Annotated in this window: 13 protein-coding genes and 1 tRNA gene; 10 read left to right on the top strand and 4 right to left on the bottom strand. The window is 62.8% G+C overall.

The window, feature by feature from the left end; genetic code table 11:
- The 10 genes from AC1DP9_RS20745 to rpoC form a co-directional block, all read left to right on the top strand.
- The coding region (locus AC1DP9_RS20745; protein ID WP_477101491.1) for an EF-Tu C-terminal domain-related protein at positions 1–146 on the top strand (146 nt) is incomplete at its 5' end.
- A gap of 86 nt (positions 147–232) precedes the next feature.
- Positions 233–308, top strand: a tRNA-Trp gene (locus AC1DP9_RS20740).
- Positions 309–367: 59 nt separating this feature from the next.
- Positions 368–748: a preprotein translocase subunit SecE gene (gene secE, locus AC1DP9_RS20735; protein ID WP_092301702.1), complete on the top strand. Its 381-nt coding sequence runs from the start codon at positions 368–370 to the stop codon at positions 746–748.
- A 10-nt stretch (positions 749–758) separates the two neighbouring features.
- On the top strand, positions 759–1,340 hold the full coding sequence (gene nusG, locus AC1DP9_RS20730; protein WP_017511590.1) for a transcription termination/antitermination protein NusG: 582 nt from the start codon (positions 759–761) through the stop codon (positions 1,338–1,340).
- A gap of 165 nt (positions 1,341–1,505) precedes the next feature.
- Positions 1,506–1,937 (top strand): 50S ribosomal protein L11, encoded by a 432-nt coding sequence (gene rplK, locus AC1DP9_RS20725; protein WP_092301705.1) that lies wholly within the window; start codon positions 1,506–1,508, stop codon positions 1,935–1,937.
- Positions 1,938–2,633, top strand: a complete 696-nt coding sequence (rplA, locus tag AC1DP9_RS20720; RefSeq protein ID WP_092301708.1) for a 50S ribosomal protein L1 — start codon at positions 1,938–1,940, stop codon at positions 2,631–2,633.
- A 407-nt stretch (positions 2,634–3,040) separates the two neighbouring features.
- Positions 3,041–3,565 carry a 50S ribosomal protein L10 gene (gene rplJ / locus AC1DP9_RS20715; protein ID WP_092301711.1) on the top strand — a complete coding sequence of 175 codons (525 nt, stop codon included), beginning with the start codon at positions 3,041–3,043 and terminating at the stop codon, positions 3,563–3,565.
- Positions 3,566–3,634: 69 nt separating this feature from the next.
- A complete protein-coding gene (gene rplL, locus AC1DP9_RS20710) occupies positions 3,635–4,009 on the top strand; it encodes a 50S ribosomal protein L7/L12 (protein WP_092301713.1) in 375 nt (124 codons plus the stop codon).
- A gap of 434 nt (positions 4,010–4,443) precedes the next feature.
- The gene (gene rpoB, locus AC1DP9_RS20705; RefSeq protein WP_441645507.1) at positions 4,444–8,550 is read left to right on the top strand and encodes a DNA-directed RNA polymerase subunit beta; all 4,107 of its coding nucleotides are present in this window, start codon (positions 4,444–4,446) and stop codon (positions 8,548–8,550) included.
- A gap of 127 nt (positions 8,551–8,677) precedes the next feature.
- Positions 8,678–12,919, top strand: a complete 4,242-nt coding sequence (rpoC, locus tag AC1DP9_RS20700; protein ID WP_441593716.1) for a DNA-directed RNA polymerase subunit beta' — start codon at positions 8,678–8,680, stop codon at positions 12,917–12,919.
- 86 nt (positions 12,920–13,005) lie between these two features.
- On the opposite strand, the gene fabD is transcribed toward rpoC, so the two are convergent.
- The 4 genes from fabD to AC1DP9_RS20680 form a co-directional block, all read right to left on the bottom strand.
- A complete protein-coding gene (gene fabD, locus AC1DP9_RS20695) occupies positions 13,006–13,944 on the bottom strand; it encodes an ACP S-malonyltransferase (protein ID WP_477108344.1) in 939 nt (312 codons plus the stop codon).
- 13 nt (positions 13,945–13,957) lie between these two features.
- Positions 13,958–14,404 (bottom strand): hypothetical protein, encoded by a 447-nt coding sequence (locus AC1DP9_RS20690; protein WP_477108343.1) that lies wholly within the window; start codon positions 14,402–14,404, stop codon positions 13,958–13,960.
- A gap of 34 nt (positions 14,405–14,438) precedes the next feature.
- Positions 14,439–15,545, bottom strand: a complete 1,107-nt coding sequence (locus AC1DP9_RS20685; protein ID WP_477108342.1) for a hypothetical protein — start codon at positions 15,543–15,545, stop codon at positions 14,439–14,441.
- Positions 15,546–15,609: 64 nt separating this feature from the next.
- Positions 15,610–16,407, bottom strand: coding sequence for an outer membrane lipoprotein-sorting protein (locus tag AC1DP9_RS20680; RefSeq protein ID WP_092301725.1), 798 nt, complete (start codon positions 16,405–16,407; stop codon positions 15,610–15,612).
- Position 16,408: the final 1 nt, after the last annotated feature.

Raw genomic sequence — 16,408 nt, 5'->3', positions numbered from 1 at the left:
ACAAGGAAATGGTCATGCCGGGCGACAACGTGTCGATCACGGTCAAGCTGATCGCCCCGATCGCCATGGAAGAAGGTCTGCGCTTCGCTATCCGTGAAGGCGGCCGTACCGTCGGCGCCGGCGTCGTGGCAAAGATCCTCGACTAAGCAGTAATACTGGCGAACACGGCACCAACCGGCCGTGGTCGTCTGCCAGAGGGGTTGGCGGAATCGTCGACCCCGAAGTTGTTTTTAGGGGTATAGCTCAACTGGCAGAGCGTCGGTCTCCAAAACCGAAGGTTGGGGGTTCGATTCCCTCTGCCCCTGCCAAATCAATCAGCCGCGTCGCGAGAATGAATCGTGACGCGGCTTAGTCTCGTTTGCGAAACATGGCCAATCCCAATGTCGAAACCGTAGGCGCCTCGAGCGGCAAATGGCTGCTCGTCGTCGCGGGGCTCCTGGTGGTTGCGGGAGTAATCGGCTTCTACGTACTCGCGCAGCAGCCGTCGTACGTGCGTGGCGCGGCGCTGTTCGCCGGTCTCGCACTGGGCGTCGTCGTGGCGCTCGTGTCCGCCCCCGGCAAGGATTTCGTGGGGTTCGCCAAGGAATCGTATCGGGAAGTCAAAAAGGTCGTCTGGCCGACGCGCAAGGAAGCCGGTCAGATGACCGGGCTCGTGTTTGCCTTTGTAGTGATCATGGCGTTGTTCCTGTGGTCGGCCGACAAGCTCATCGAGTGGGTGATTTTCTCCCTCGTGCTGGGCTGGAAATAAGAGGTAACACATGACGGATAACGCTCAGCAGGAAACCACGGCAGCCGAATCGCCTTCGTCGAAGAAGCGCTGGTATGTGGTGCACGCCTACTCCGGCATGGAAAAGAGCGTGCAGCGCGCGCTGCAGGAGCGCATCGAGCGCGCCGAGATGCAGGACAAGTTCGGCCGCATTCTGGTGCCCTCCGAGGAAGTCGTGGAAATCAAGGGTGGTCACAAGTCCGTGACCGAACGCCGTTTCTTCCCGGGCTACGTGCTCGTGGAAATGGAAATGACCGACGAGACGTGGCATCTGGTGAAGAACACCAGCAAGGTCACCGGCTTCGTGGGGGGCGCGCGTAACCGCCCGAGCCCGATTTCGCAGCGCGAAGTCGACAAGATCATGACCCAGATGCAGGAAGGGGTCGAGAAGCCGCGTCCCAAGACGCTGTTCGAAGTGGGCGAAATGGTGCGCGTCAAGGACGGCCCGTTCACCGACTTCAACGGCAACGTCGAGGAAGTGAACTACGAGAAGTCGCGCCTGCGCGTCTCGGTCACGATCTTCGGTCGCGCAACGCCGGTCGAGCTCGAGTTCGGCCAGGTCGAGAAGGTTTAAGGATTTGACCGCCGCGGCGCGCGAGTGCCGGGGCGGACAGAGAGGGCAGGCTGAGAGGTCCGCCCAAAGAGGAGCGTGAGGCTGTGCCGACAGGCATGGCGATAGCGCGTTACGACTCAACAGGATCCGTGTTCCCGAGGAATCCGGATCTGGATTGGAGTAGAAATGGCCAAGAAGATCATTGGCTTTATCAAGCTGCAAATTCCGGCTGGTAAGGCAAATCCCTCCCCGCCCGTTGGTCCCGCACTGGGTCAGCGTGGTCTGAACATCATGGAGTTCTGCAAGGCGTTCAACGCCCAGACCCAGGGCATGGAACCTGGTCTGCCGGTGCCGGTGGTGATTACCGCCTTCGCCGACAAGAGCTTCACCTTCGTGATGAAGTCGCCGCCCGCGACCGTGCTGATCAAGAAGGCAGCAGGCATCGCCAAGGGTTCGCCGAAGCCCCATACCGACAAGGTTGGCAAGATCACCCGCGCCCAGGCTGAAGACATCGCCAAGGCCAAGAACGCTGACCTGACCGCCGCCGATCTGGACGCCGCCGTGCGTACCATCGCCGGTTCGGCTCGCTCGATGGGCATCACCGTGGAGGGTCTGTAAATGGCTAAGGTTTCCAAGCGCGTCGCCGCCAACAAGGCGAAGATCGAGCGTACCAAGTTCTACCCGATCGACGAGGCCCTGGGCCTGGTGAAGAGCTGCGCTTCGGCGAAGTTCGACGAGTCGATCGACGTGGCCGTGCAACTGGGCATCGACGCCAAGAAGTCGGACCAAGTGGTGCGTGGTTCCGTGGTGCTGCCCGCCGGTACCGGCAAGTCGGTGCGCGTGGCCGTGTTCGCCCAGGGCGAAAAGGCCGAGGCCGCCAAGGCTGCTGGCGCTGACATCGTCGGCATGGAAGACCTGGCCGAGCAAGTTAAGGCCGGTAACCTGAATTTCGACGTCGTGATCGCTTCGCCGGACACGATGCGTATCGTCGGTACGCTGGGCCAGATCCTCGGCCCGCGTGGCCTGATGCCGAACCCGAAGGTTGGCACCGTGACGCCGGACGTGGCCCAGGCTGTGAAGAACGCCAAGGCTGGTCAGGTGCAATTCCGTGTCGACAAGGCCGGTATCATCCACGCCACCATCGGTCGCCGTTCGTTCGAAGACACCGCGCTGAAGAGCAACCTGTCCGCACTGCTGGACGCGCTGGTCAAGGCCAAGCCGGCCACTAGCAAGGGTGTGTACCTGCGCAAGATCGCCGTGTCGTCCACGATGGGCGTTGGCGTTCGCGTCGAACAGACCTCGCTGTCGGCCTAAGCCCGACGGCACTCACCTGACCGGTTCCCGATAACGCCGGCCAGGGCAGGAATGAAGGATCCCGGCATCGCCGGGGTCGGTTTCGGCGCCGAAGGGCGACGAAGCAAGGCTTTGGGCAGTGGTGCCCGCCAACCGCGCAGCGGCAACGCAGCGCGACGGCAGGTACCGCTGGTTATCAAAGACCGCTGGTGTTCATGCCGCAGCAATCAGGCAGCGTGGACTTAATCGGTCGGCACATGCGGGCATCGCCCGATGGCAGCCGTCCCGCCAGCGCAGATGGCGCACCCGAAGGGATTGATGAATCCGGGCATGTCCCGGGTGATTCGGGCCAATCGGACGCCGTTCGTTTGGACTGATGCGATTGCAGAGGAGATTTCCCGAGCACCGCATCGTTTTGGAGCTTAACCGTGCCACTCAATATTGAAGATAAGAAGGCCGTCGTTGCTGAGGTTTCGGCGCAAGTCGCCAAGGCCCAGACCATCGTCGTGGCCGAATATCGCGGCATTGCGGTTGGCGATCTGACCAAGCTGCGTGCCAACGCTCGTCAGCAAGGCGTGTACCTGCGCGTTCTGAAGAACACGCTGGCTCGCCGCGCCGTCGAAGGTACGCCGTTTGCAGGCCTCGCAGAGCAAATGACCGGTCCGCTGATCTACGGGATTTCCGAAGATGCAGTGGCCTCGGCCAAGGTTCTGAACGACTTTGCCAAGACCAACGACAAGCTGGTCCTGCGCGCTGGGTCGTATGACGGCAAGGTGCTCGATGCTGTGGCCGTCAAGGCACTGGCTTCGATCCCGGGCCGCGAAGAACTGATTGCTCAGCTGCTTGGCGTCATGCAGGCACCGGTGTCGGGCTTCGCCCGTCTGCTGGCCGCCCTGGCTGCCAAGAAGAGCGAAGGCGCTCCCGCGGAAGAAGCGGAAGCCCCTGCTGCTTAAGCTGTCGCAGGCCTCGCAAAGACAGATCGCATTACCGATACCGAATCACATCTAGTAGGAGTATTCCAAATGGCAATCACTAAAGACGACATCCTCGAAGCCGTAGGCTCGATGTCCGTGATGGAACTGAACGACCTGGTCAAGGCGTTCGAAGAGAAGTTCGGCGTGTCCGCCGCTGCTATGGCCGTGGCTGCTGCCCCGGGCGCTGGCGGTGCTGCTGCTGCTGAAGAGCAGACCGAATTCAACGTGATCCTGGCCGAAGTTGGCGCCAACAAGGTCGGCGTGATTAAGGCTGTTCGCGAAATCACCGGCCTGGGCCTGAAGGAAGCCAAGGATCTGGTTGACGGCGCTCCGAAGGCTGTCAAGGAAGGCGTGGACAAGGCTGCTGCTGCCGACGCCAAGAAGAAGCTGGAAGACGCAGGCGCAAAGGTCGACGTCAAGTAAGTGGTACCGCGCGTGCCCTCGTGGCACGCGGATGGGGCTGGCAAAGGGAAATCCCGGCGCCAGCCTTTTTGCGCTTCTGTGGGTGTGTTTGATTGGGCACCCGGCGGATCGAAGTACCGGCCAGGGCGCAAATAAAGTGATGAATAGACTGCTTGGCGAGCGAAATCATTCGCTGCCTTAGCAGAAGCCAAACATCAGTGGCACACTAAGTGGTTGCTGATGTTTGTCTTCTGAACCGACTGCAGAAGACAAGTTTGGTCGGGTGTCCCCCGGGCGAGTACAGGCATTGCGCCGTGCAATGACCACACCGCCCGCAGCGTGCGGACACCGTCAGCCAGAGGTTGGTAGCGGCCAACCGCCAAATCCCCTCCCAGTCGCTGAACACCTCAGGTGCCGGCCAGGTCCAGCCTGCCCTGCGATGATTCGGAGATCCCATGGCGTACAGCTTCACCGAAAAGAAGCGCATTCGCAAATCCTTTGCGAAGCGCGCGACGGTTCATCAGGTTCCATTCCTGCTTGCCACCCAGATTGAATCCTACACCCAGTTCTTGCAAGCGGAAACGCCGACCGCGCGTCGCAAAACAGAGGGTCTGCAGGCCGCTTTCAGCGCGATTTTCCCAATCTCCTCCCATAACGGGCTTGCCCGTATGGAGTTTGTCTCGTATCACCTGTCCAACCCGCCGTTCGACGTCAAGGAGTGCCAGCAGCGTGGCCTGACGTTCCACTCGGCGCTGCGTGCCAAGGTTCGCCTGATCATCAACGATCGCGAGAACCCGGGCAAGGTCAAGGAAGTGAAGGAGCAGGAAGTCTACATGGGCGAAATTCCGCTCATGACGTCGACCGGTTCTTTCGTGATTAACGGCACCGAGCGTGTCATCGTTAGCCAGCTGCACCGTTCGCCGGGCGTGTTCTTCGAGCACGACAAGGGCAAGACGCACAGCTCGGGCAAGCTGCTGTTCTCGGCACGGATTATTCCGTACCGTGGCTCGTGGCTGGACTTCGAATTCGATCCGAAGGACATCCTGTACTTCCGTGTGGACCGCCGCCGCAAGATGCCGGTGACGATCCTGCTGAAGTCGATCGGCCTGACGCCGGAGCAAATCCTGGCGCACTTCTTCGTGTTCGACAACTTCACGCTGCAGTCGGAAGGCGCGCAGCTGGAATTCGTGCCCGAGCGCCTGCGTGGCGAAGTGGCGCGTTTCGACATCGCGGACAAGAACGGTCGCGTGGTCGTGGAGAAGGACAAGCGGATCAACGCCAAGCACATCCGTGACCTGGACTCCGCCGGTACCAAGCTGATCAGCGTGCCGGAAGACTATCTGCTCGGCCGCGTGCTGGCCAAGAACATCATCGACCCGGACACGGGCGAGGTGATCGCCAACGCCAACGACGAGCTGACCGAGACGCTGCTGGAAAACCTGCGCGAAGCCGGTGTCAAGCAGATCCAGACGCTGTACACGAACGACCTGGACCAGGGCCCGTACATGTCGCAGACGCTGCGCGTGGACGAGACCGCCGACCAGACCGCCGCGCGTATCGCGATCTACCGCATGATGCGCCCGGGCGAGCCGCCCACCGAGGAAGCCGTGGAAGCGCTGTTCCAGCGCCTGTTCTACAGCGAAGAGTCGTACGATCTGTCGCGCGTTGGCCGCATGAAGGTCAACAGCCGTCTGTCGCGCCCGAGCGGCGAGGGCAGCATGGTGCTGCAGGACGAAGACATCCTCGAGACGATCAAGATCCTGGTGAACCTGCGTAACGGCAAGGGCGAGGTCGATGACATCGATCACCTGGGTAATCGTCGCGTGCGTTGCGTGGGCGAACTGGCGGAAAACCAATTCCGCGCCGGTCTGTCGCGCGTGGAGCGTGCCGTCAAGGAACGTCTGGGCCAGGCCGAGACCGAGAACCTGATGCCGCACGACCTGATCAACTCGAAGCCGATTTCGTCGGCTATTCGCGAGTTCTTCGGTTCGTCGCAGCTGTCGCAGTTCATGGACCAGACCAACCCGCTCTCGGAAATCACCCACAAGCGCCGTGTTTCCGCACTGGGCCCGGGTGGTCTGACGCGCGAGCGCGCCGGCTTTGAAGTCCGTGACGTGCACCCGACCCACTATGGCCGCGTGTGCCCGATCGAAACGCCGGAAGGCCCGAACATCGGCCTGATCAACTCGCTGGCACTGTACGCCCGCCTGAACGAATACGGCTTTCTGGAAACGCCGTACCGCAAGGTGGTGGACAGCAAGCTGACCGACCAGGTGGACTACCTGTCGGCCATCGAGGAAGGCAAGTACGTGGTGGCCCAGGCCAACGCGACCGTGGATGCCGATGGCACCCTGATCGATGAACTGGTCTCGTCCCGCGAAGGCTCCGAGCGCGAAACGCGCATGGTGACTCCGGACCGCGTGCAGTACATCGACGTGGCGCCGTCGCAGATCGTGTCGGCCGCTGCCTCGCTGGTGCCGTTCCTGGAACACGATGACGCGAACCGTGCACTGATGGGCGCGAACATGCAGCGTCAGGCCGTGCCTTGCCTGCGTCCGGACAAGCCGCTCGTGGGTACCGGCATCGAACGTACCGTGGCCGTTGACTCGGGTACCGCCGTGCAGGCCATGCGTGGCGGCGTGGTGGACTACGTCGATGCCATGCGTATCGTGATCCGTGTGAACGACGACGAAGCCGTTGCTGGCGAAGTCGGCGTGGACATCTACAACCTGATCAAGTACACGCGTTCCAACCAGAACACCAACATCAACCAGCGTCCGATGGTGAAGGTTGGCGATATCGTCGCGCGTAACGACGTGATCGCCGACGGCGCCTCGACCGACCTGGGCGAGCTGGCACTGGGCCAGAACATGCTGGTGGCGTTCATGCCGTGGAACGGCTACAACTTCGAAGATTCGATCCTGATCTCCGAACGCGTGGTGGCCGAAGACCGCTACACCTCGATCCACATCGAGGAACTGTCGGTCGTCGCCCGTGACACGAAGCTGGGACCGGAAGAAATCACGCGCGACATCTCGAACCTCGCCGAAGCGCAACTCGCGCGTCTGGACGAGTCCGGCATCACCTACATCGGTGCCGAAGTCGAGGCTGGCGACGTGCTGGTGGGCAAGGTCACGCCGAAGGGCGAGACCCAGCTGACCCCGGAAGAGAAGCTGCTGCGCGCCATCTTCGGCGAGAAGGCTTCGGACGTGAAGGACACCTCGCTGCGCGTGCCGTCGGGCATGAGCGGCATCGTGATCGACGTCCAGGTCTTCACCCGCGAAGGCGTGACGCGCGACAAGCGTGCCCAGTCGATCATCGACGACGAACTGAAGCGCTACCGCCTGGACCTGAACGACCAGCTGCGTATCGTGGAAGGCGATGCATTCCAGCGTCTGGAACGCCTGCTGCTCGACAAGCCCGTCAACGGCGGTCCGAAGAAGCTGGCGAAGGGTGCCAAGCTGACCCGCGAATACCTGGCCGATCTGGACAAGTACCACTGGTTCGACATCCGTCCGGCCGACGAAGAAGTGGCGGCCCAGCTCGAGGCAGTGAAGGAAGCCATCGAGCAGAAGCGTCACGAATTCGACCTGGCCTTCGAAGAGAAGCGCAAGAAGCTCACGCAGGGCGACGAACTGCCGCCGGGCGTGATCAAGATGGTCAAGGTGTACCTGGCCGTGAAGCGTCGCCTGCAGCCTGGCGACAAGATGGCAGGTCGTCACGGTAACAAGGGTGTGGTGTCGAAGATCGTGCCGATCGAAGACATGCCGTACATGGCGGACGGTACCCCGGCCGACATCGTGCTGAACCCGCTGGGCGTGCCGTCGCGGATGAACGTGGGCCAGATTCTGGAAACCCACCTGGGCTGGGCCGCGCGCGGTCTGGGCCAGCGCATCGGTGACATGCTCAAGGCGCAGACCAAGGCACAGGAGCTGCGCAAGCTGCTGGCCCAGGTCTACAACGAGAGCGGCAAGCCGGAAGACCTGGACAGCCTGACCGACGCCGAAGTGCTGGAACTGGCTTCGAACCTGAAGAAGGGCGTGCCGTTCGCAACGCCGGTGTTTGACGGTGCGCATGAGGATGAAATCCGCCGCATGCTGGACCTGGCCTACCCGGACGAGATCGCCAAGGAGAAGGGCCTGACCCCGTCGAAGCAGCAGGTCACGCTGTACGACGGCCGCACCGGCGAAGCGTTCGAGCGTCCGGTCACGCTGGGTGTGATGCACATGCTGAAGCTGCACCACTTGGTCGATGACAAGATGCACGCGCGCTCGACGGGTCCGTACTCGCTCGTGACGCAGCAGCCGCTGGGCGGTAAGGCCCAGTTCGGTGGCCAGCGTTTCGGTGAGATGGAAGTGTGGGCACTGGAAGCCTACGGCGCGTCGTACGTGCTGCAGGAAATGCTGACGGTCAAGTCCGATGACGTGAACGGCCGTACCAAGGTGTACGAAAACATCGTCAAGGGCGAGCACTCGATCGACGCCGGCATGCCGGAATCGTTCAACGTGCTGGTGAAGGAAATCCGCTCGTTGGGTATCGACATCGATCTCGATCGTTACTGATCGGCGCGATGACGGCGTCCCGCTGCGGCGGGCGCCGGCCCGGTAGACCCGGCAGAGAAGATTTCCCACAGGATGAATGCCGTGGCCCCGAACAGACTTCGGTGCCGCGGCGAAACAAGGAGTTGCAATGAAAGCATTGCTCGATCTCTTTAAGCAGGTTCAGCAGGAAGAGCAGTTCGACGCGATCAAGATCGGCCTCGCCTCGCCCGAGAAGATCCGTTCGTGGTCGTACGGTGAAGTGAAGAAGCCGGAAACGATCAACTACCGGACGTTCAAGCCGGAACGCGATGGCCTGTTCTGCGCCAAGATCTTTGGCCCGATCAAGGACTACGAGTGCCTGTGCGGCAAGTACAAGCGCCTGAAGCACCGTGGCGTGATCTGCGAGAAGTGCGGCGTCGAAGTCACGCTGGCCAAGGTGCGTCGCGAGCGCATGGGCCACATCGAACTGGCTGCGCCGACTGCGCACATCTGGTTCCTGAAGTCGCTGCCATCGCGTCTGGGCATGGTCCTGGACATGACGCTGCGCGACATCGAACGCGTGCTGTATTTCGAGGCATTCGTGGTGCTGGAACCGGGCATGACCCCGCTCAAGAAGAGCCAGATCATGTCCGAGGACGACTACATCGCGAAGTGCGATGAGTACGGCGAGGGCGAGTTCGTCGCCATGATGGGCGCCGAAGGCATCCGTGAACTGCTGCGCGGTATCGACATCGAGAAGCAGATCGAACAGATCCGCGCCGAGCTGCAGGCCACCGGTTCCGAAGCCAAGATCAAGAAGTTCGCCAAGCGCCTGAAGGTGCTCGAGGCGTTCCAGCGTTCGGGCATCAAGCCCGAGTGGATGATCCTGGAAGTGCTGCCGGTGCTGCCGCCGGAACTGCGTCCGCTGGTACCGCTGGATGGCGGCCGTTTCGCCACCTCGGACCTGAACGACCTGTATCGTCGCGTCATCAACCGTAACAACCGCCTGAAGCGCCTGCTGGAACTGAAGGCGCCCGAGATCATCGTGCGCAACGAAAAGCGCATGCTGCAGGAAGCGGTGGATTCGCTGCTGGACAACGGCCGTCGCGGCAAGGCGATGACCGGCGCCAACAAGCGTCCGCTGAAGTCCCTGGCCGAGATGATCAAGGGTAAGGGCGGTCGTTTCCGTCAGAACCTGCTGGGCAAGCGCGTCGACTACTCGGGCCGTTCGGTCATCGTGGTGGGCCCGACGCTGAAGCTGCACCAGTGCGGCCTGCCCAAGCTGATGGCGCTCGAGCTGTTCAAGCCGTTCATCTTCCACAAGCTGGAAACGATGGGCATCGCCACCACGATCAAGGCGGCGAAGAAGGAAGTGGAAAGCCAGACGCCGGTGGTGTGGGACATCCTCGAAGAGGTGATCCGCGAGCACCCGGTGATGCTGAACCGTGCGCCGACGCTGCACCGCCTGGGGATCCAGGCGTTCGAGCCGGTGCTGATCGAAGGCAAGGCCATCCAGCTGCACCCGCTGGTCTGCGCGGCATTCAACGCCGACTTCGACGGTGACCAGATGGCTGTTCACGTGCCGCTGTCGCTGGAAGCACAGATGGAAGCCCGCACGCTGATGCTGGCCTCCAACAACGTGCTGTTCCCGGCCAACGGCGATCCGTCGATCGTCCCGTCGCAAGACGTGGTGCTGGGTCTGTACTACACGACCCGCGACAAGATCAACGGCAAGGGTGAAGGCATGACGTTCGCTGACATCAGCGAAGTCATCCGCGCCTACGAGAACAAGGAAGTCGAACTCGCTTCGCGCGTGAACGTGCGGATCACCGAGTACGTGCTCGTCGACAAGGACGCCGTGGGCGATGCCCGCTTCGCGCCCAAGATCACGCTGCAGGCCACCACGGTCGGCCGCGCGATCCTGTCCGAGATCCTGCCGAAGGGCCTGCCGTTCTCGGTGCTGAACAAGCCGCTGAAGAAGAAGGAAATCTCGCGCCTGATCAACACCGCATTCCGCAAGTGCGGTCTGCGCGAGACCGTGATCTTCGCCGACAAGCTGCTGCAGTCGGGCTTCCGCCTGGCGACGCGCGCCGGTATCTCGATCGCCATCGACGACATGCTGGTGCCGCCGCAGAAGGAGAAGATCATCTCCGACGCCGCTGCCAAGGTGAAGGAATACGACAAGCAGTACATGTCGGGTCTGGTGACGGACCAGGAGCGTTACAACAACGTCGTGGACATCTGGGGCGCCGCCGGCGACCAGGTGGGCAAGGCGATGATGGAGCAGCTCCAGCACGAAGACGTGGTCGACCGCGAAGGCAATACGGTCAAGCAGGAATCGTTCAACTCCATCTACATGATGGCCGACTCGGGCGCGCGGGGTTCCGCAGCGCAGATCCGCCAGCTGGCCGGTATGCGTGGCCTGATGGCCAAGCCGGATGGCTCGATCATTGAAACGCCGATTACGGCGAACTTCCGTGAAGGCCTGAACGTTCTGCAGTACTTCATCTCGACCCACGGCGCGCGTAAGGGCCTGGCCGATACGGCACTGAAGACCGCGAACTCGGGTTACCTGACCCGTCGTCTGGTCGACGTGACGCAGGATCTGGTCGTGGTCGAAGACGATTGCGGCACCACCAACGGCGTGGCCATGAAGGCCCTGGTCGAAGGCGGTGAAGTGATCGAAGCGCTGCGCGACCGTATCCTCGGCCGTGTGACCGTGTCTGACGTGGTGAACCCGGAAACGCAGGAAACGGCGATCGAGACCGGCACACTGCTGGACGAAGACCTCGTCGACCTGATCGACAACCTCGGCGTGGACGAAGTCAAGGTCCGCACCCCGCTGGCGTGCGACACGCGTTACGGCCTGTGCGGCAAGTGCTACGGCCGCGACCTGGGCCGCGGCGTGCTGGTGAACTCCGGCGAAGCAGTGGGCGTGATTGCCGCGCAGTCGATCGGTGAGCCGGGTACGCAGCTGACCATGCGGACGTTCCACATCGGTGGTGCGGCATCGCGTGCGGCAGTGGCCTCGAGCGTGGAAGCCAAGGCGACCGGTACGGTCCGCTTCACGGCGACCATGCGCTACGTGACGAACGCCAAGGGCGAACTGATCGTGATCTCGCGTTCGGGCGAGACGCTGATCACGGACGACCACGGCCGCGAGCGCGAGCGCCACAAGATCCCGTACGGCGCCACGCTGCTGGTGCAGGACGGCCAGGCCATCAAGGCTGGTACGCAGCTGGCCACGTGGGATGCGCTGACGCGCCCGATCGTGTCGGAATACACCGGCATGACGAAGTTCGAGAACGTCGAAGAGGGCGTGACCGTCGCCAAGCAGATGGACGAAGTCACCGGCCTGTCGACCCTCGTGGTGATCGATGCCAAGCGCCGTACGGCTGCCACCAAGGGCCTGCGCCCGCAGGTGAAGCTGCTCGACGCGAACGGCCAGGAAGTCAAGATTCCGGGCACGGACCACTCCGTGACCATCGGCTTCCAGGTGGGCGCGCTGATTACCGTGAAGGACGGCCAGCAGGTGCATGTGGGTGAAGTGCTCGCACGTATCCCGACCGAATCGCAGAAGACTCGCGACATTACCGGTGGTCTGCCGCGTGTGGCCGAACTGTTCGAAGCGCGTTCGCCGAAGGACGCCGCCGTGCTGGCGGAAGTCACCGGTACGACATCGTTCGGTAAGGACACCAAGGGCAAGCAGCGCCTGGTTATCACGGACCTGGACGGCAACGCCCACGAGTTCCTGATCGCCAAGGAAAAGCAAGTGCTGGTGCACGATGGCCAGGTGGTGAACAAGGGCGAAATGATCGTGGAAGGTCCGGCGGACCCGCACGACATCCTGCGCCTGAAGGGCATCGAGGAACTGGCGCACTACATCGTGGACGAAGTGCAGGACGTGTACCGTCTGCAGGGCGTGAAGATCAACGACAAGCACATCGAAGTGATTGTTCGTCAGATGCTGCGCCGCGTGCAGATCCAGGACGTGGGCGACACCCGGTTCATCCCGGGCGAGCAGGTGGAGCGTTCGGAACTGCTGGACGAAAACGACCGCATGATTGCGGACGGCAAGCGTCCGGCCACGCACGAGAACCTGCTGCTGGGTATCACGAAGGCGTCGCTGTCCACGGACAGCTTCATCTCGGCGGCATCGTTCCAGGAAACGACGCGCGTGCTGACCGAGGCCGCGATCATGGGCAAGACCGACGACCTGCGTGGTCTGAAGGAAAACGTGATCGTGGGTCGTCTGATCCCCGCCGGTACCGGCCTGGCCTACCACCGTGCCCGCAAGGCACGCGAGGCGGCCGAGCGCGAACGCGCCCAGGCGATCTCGGACGAAGAGCAATCGCTCTTCATCGAGCCGCCCGTGGTGCAGGCGACCGAAGGCGACGGCGACGCGGTCTGATCGCGATCGTTGCTGCACTGGAAGTGAAAAACCCGGCTTTCGAGCCGGGTTTTTTTTCGTCTGCGCGATCCGCAGCCATTGACTGCTCACGACAGGGCCAGCACGGCGGCCTCCATGCCTTGGGGCAGATGCAGGGGCAGTACGGACAACGCGGGAGCGACGCGCCGGCACAGATTCGTCAATACCTCCCCGGGTCCTGATTCCACGATGTGCGTGACGCCGTCGGCCTCGAGGTGCCGAACCATTGCCGTCCAGCGCACCGGGGCAGTCAGTTGCGCCACCAGCGCCGGCTTGATCGACGCCTCCGTGGCGACTTCAAGGCTATTGCCGTGCAGCACGCGCAACGAAGGGGCCGCGACGCGGATGTCGTCGAGGCACCGGGCGAGCGCCTCCGCCGCTGGCTGCATCAGCGAGCTATGGAACGGGCCACTGACTGGCAGCACGAACACCATCTTTGCGCCGGCCTCCCGGGCGGCCACCTTGAGACGCTCGATGGTCGGCATATGGCCGGCCACCACCACTTGCCCGGGCGCATTGAAATTCACCGGCTCAAGTACGCCGCCACCTCCGGCGCAGGCGGAACAGAGTCGTTCCACTGTCAGGTCATCGAGACCGATGACCGCTGCCATGCCCCCAACCCCGGGCGCCACCGCCGCCATCATCGCCAGCGCGCGTTGGCGCGCGATGTGCAGGGCATCCGGCAGCGCCAGGGCACCGGCGGCAACCAGCGCTGAAATTTCCCCAACACTGTGTCCGATCGCCCATGGCACGGCTACTGGAGACTGGGCCTGCCAGGTGCGATAGATCGCGATCGACGCCGCCACCACCAATGGCTGCGTGTTGACCGTGCGGGCGAGTTCCGCTGGATCGGCATGCTGGCTAAGGTGCCAGAGGTCCAGATCAAGCACATCCGAGGCTTCGTCGATCGTCTCGACGAACACACGCTCACCCCGCCACGCGGAAAGCATGCCGACGGATTGCGACCCCTGACCAGGAAACACGCAGGCGGGAACGATGCGAATCATTGCCGACGCCCCTTTAGCGCGCCGTCTCGACAGCATCGGTCGCTGCGAGCCAGCACCAGGCGGCCGCGCAGTGAACGAGCCCGATAGCCAGAGATGCGAACGAGGATTGGATGTCGAACGTGGACAGGGGTTGCCGGAGCACCCATCCCACTACGATGAGGCCGCCCCGCAGCGTATAGATTGCTGCAATGCCGATCACCGCAATGCGCATCTGGGGGAGCGTCGGCAGCAACCCGGCCGCCGCCGCATAGTAGGCAGCAAAGACGAAGAACACCCCCGTGATGCCCGCTGTCAGCAATCCCGGCACCCAGGAGCCGCGCTCCGCCATGCCTGCGAGGGCCTCGCCGGCGCCGAAGGCACGGTACGCCTGCGGCCCTTTGGCGATGATGTAGATATGCAGGAAGGCGACAAGCGCGCTGCAAGCTGCGGCGGAAGTGGCGAGAATTGGCGTGATCATCATGACCTCGGATAGGGTTGGGATCAAAAGCGTAGGGCTAAAAGTTGTGGGTCAGATTGACCTGCAACATGCTGTCGCGACACAGCGCCTCAAAAACGCTGTCGCCGTTGCAACTCGCCTTACGGGCTACCAGACGCAGCCGCGCGGATTTGCCGAACCGACGGCTGAACTCGAGTTTGTGCATCAGGATGCGGGTCGCACGGTCGTGCAGCACGCCGTATTGCAGTTCCGCATCACCGGACTCGTTGAGGCGAATACGCACGCCAGCGAAGGGGCCGTGTGTGAACGGCGTGAACGGCGCGCTGGCGTCGCGGTGGTCGCGCAGGTATTCGAACAGCAGTGAAAGGTCGCCGTCGGGCCTGGCGAATGTGTATTCCGCACCGACGATGTAGGCACCGAAAGGCGCACCCTGCCCCCAACGAAAGATCGCCTCGCCCTTCCACAGCATGCTGCCAGCGGGCAACACACCGGTCACCCCCAACTGTCGGATGCGCTGGTAGGCCGTCGTCAAGTCGGGGGCGATGGTGGGCTCGCGTGACAAGCCATTGAAGTAGTAGGCACCGACGTCGGCATCCGCGATGGTCCCCGACCAGCGTACGGCGATATCGTTGGTCCGCTGCCAGGGCGCCAGGCCGTGGGAGGGGGCCTCCGGTGCCAGCGGCCCCATGCGTTGCCGGCTTCGAAGGCCCAGTTGGGGGCGGGGCCGGAACCACGGCATCCAGTACACGGCGAGACGTCCGTACGCCTCGCTGAAGCGGGTGTAAGACAGCATCGGCTGGCCGAGCTTGGCCTCCAGATCGATGTCCGCGCGGGTATCGATCTGGTTGATGATGTTGACCGGATGGCGTGACTCCATCACGCTCCAGTCCAATGTCTCCATCCCGGCTTGCCAGAGGTTGTCGCCGCGCTCGGCACGGACGGTGGCTTCGCGAAAATCGAAGTAACGCATGTCCGGATCGGAAACGTCCAGGCGGACGTAAGGGGTCAGCCGGCCGGTGACGCCCGGGTACATGGGGTGTGTGACAATCCAGCCGAGATTGAGGACCAAGGCCGCGGCATGTTGGTGCTGTGCCTGAAATGCGGGGGGGCGATTGAACAGCCAGACTTCCGGACCGATACTCCCGCTTGTCTCGACGACTGGCATCGCGTGGCCAGTGCCCGCATGCCAGACGAGACACAGGGTAGCGAGCCAACGGATGCATCCCCGTTTAGCGAACATACTCCAGCCGCTGCGGCTCGAAATCCCGCTTGTCGACGCCGCCATCCCGGAACTTGTAGCCGGACATACTGATGCGGGTCGACTTGCCGGTCTGATGGTTCACCATGTTCATCCACCCTGGCTTTAGCAACTGCTGTCCGTAGGCGGCAAAGTCGCCGCTCTCCAGCGTCTTCTGCAAGGCCCCGCGACGGTCGTACAGTTCCGCTTTCAATGTCACGTACCGCTCGCGGTCGATCCACAGCACCTGCTTCGTATAGCCGGAGCCCTCGTAGCGGGGCGTGCGCTCGACCTTGAAGCACGGTGTCCCGCCGGTGTCTTCGTCGCCCAGATAGCGGTGGCTGAACTTGCGCGGCAACTGCGAGGTCAGGTCTTCGAACGAGAACTCGCTGCCCATGAACGAGCCCGACTTGCTGTCCGAGGCGATGCGCCGCGTGCGCTTCAGGGCCGGCAGGTATAGCCACTGATCGTCGGGTTTGTCGGCATGCGCAAAACTCAGGAAGGCCGTGTGCCGGATGTCGGCCGGAGACTCGAACAGCATCAGGTGCTTGTCACCGTCGCCGTCCGTCTCGAGCACGGCGCCACGCATCTTGCGCACGCTTTGCTGGCCGTGCCGGTCACGCAGGATCATCTCCATATCCATGCGATAGCTGCTGAACCCGCGTTCGCGCGCGTACATCTCCGCGACGATGGCTTCGCCGCGGGTGGCGTCTTCCGCCGCCGCAGCCACGGGCGATACCGCGATCAGACAGAACACAAGCGCCACAAGGCGCATCCGGAGCTTCATCATG

The organism is Cupriavidus sp. 01L43 (assembly GCF_056399925.1).
The sequence above is the reverse complement of the archived record's forward strand: the minus strand, read 5'-3'. Positions and strand labels throughout refer to the sequence as shown.

Coding starts and splice junctions, on each gene's coding strand:
- secE (WP_092301702.1), top strand. CDS start 368: ATGGCCAATCCCAATGTCGAAACCGTAGGCGCCTCGAGCGGCAAATGG.
- nusG (WP_017511590.1), top strand. CDS start 759: ATGACGGATAACGCTCAGCAGGAAACCACGGCAGCCGAATCGCCTTCG.
- rplK (WP_092301705.1), top strand. CDS start 1,506: ATGGCCAAGAAGATCATTGGCTTTATCAAGCTGCAAATTCCGGCTGGT.
- rplA (WP_092301708.1), top strand. CDS start 1,938: ATGGCTAAGGTTTCCAAGCGCGTCGCCGCCAACAAGGCGAAGATCGAG.
- rplL (WP_092301713.1), top strand. CDS start 3,635: ATGGCAATCACTAAAGACGACATCCTCGAAGCCGTAGGCTCGATGTCC.
- rpoB (WP_441645507.1), top strand. CDS start 4,444: ATGGCGTACAGCTTCACCGAAAAGAAGCGCATTCGCAAATCCTTTGCG.
- rpoC (WP_441593716.1), top strand. CDS start 8,678: ATGAAAGCATTGCTCGATCTCTTTAAGCAGGTTCAGCAGGAAGAGCAG.
- fabD (WP_477108344.1), bottom strand. CDS start 13,944: ATGATTCGCATCGTTCCCGCCTGCGTGTTTCCTGGTCAGGGGTCGCAA.
- AC1DP9_RS20690 (WP_477108343.1), bottom strand. CDS start 14,404: ATGATGATCACGCCAATTCTCGCCACTTCCGCCGCAGCTTGCAGCGCG.
- AC1DP9_RS20685 (WP_477108342.1), bottom strand. CDS start 15,545: ATGCCAGTCGTCGAGACAAGCGGGAGTATCGGTCCGGAAGTCTGGCTG.
- AC1DP9_RS20680 (WP_092301725.1), bottom strand. CDS start 16,407: ATGATGAAGCTCCGGATGCGCCTTGTGGCGCTTGTGTTCTGTCTGATC.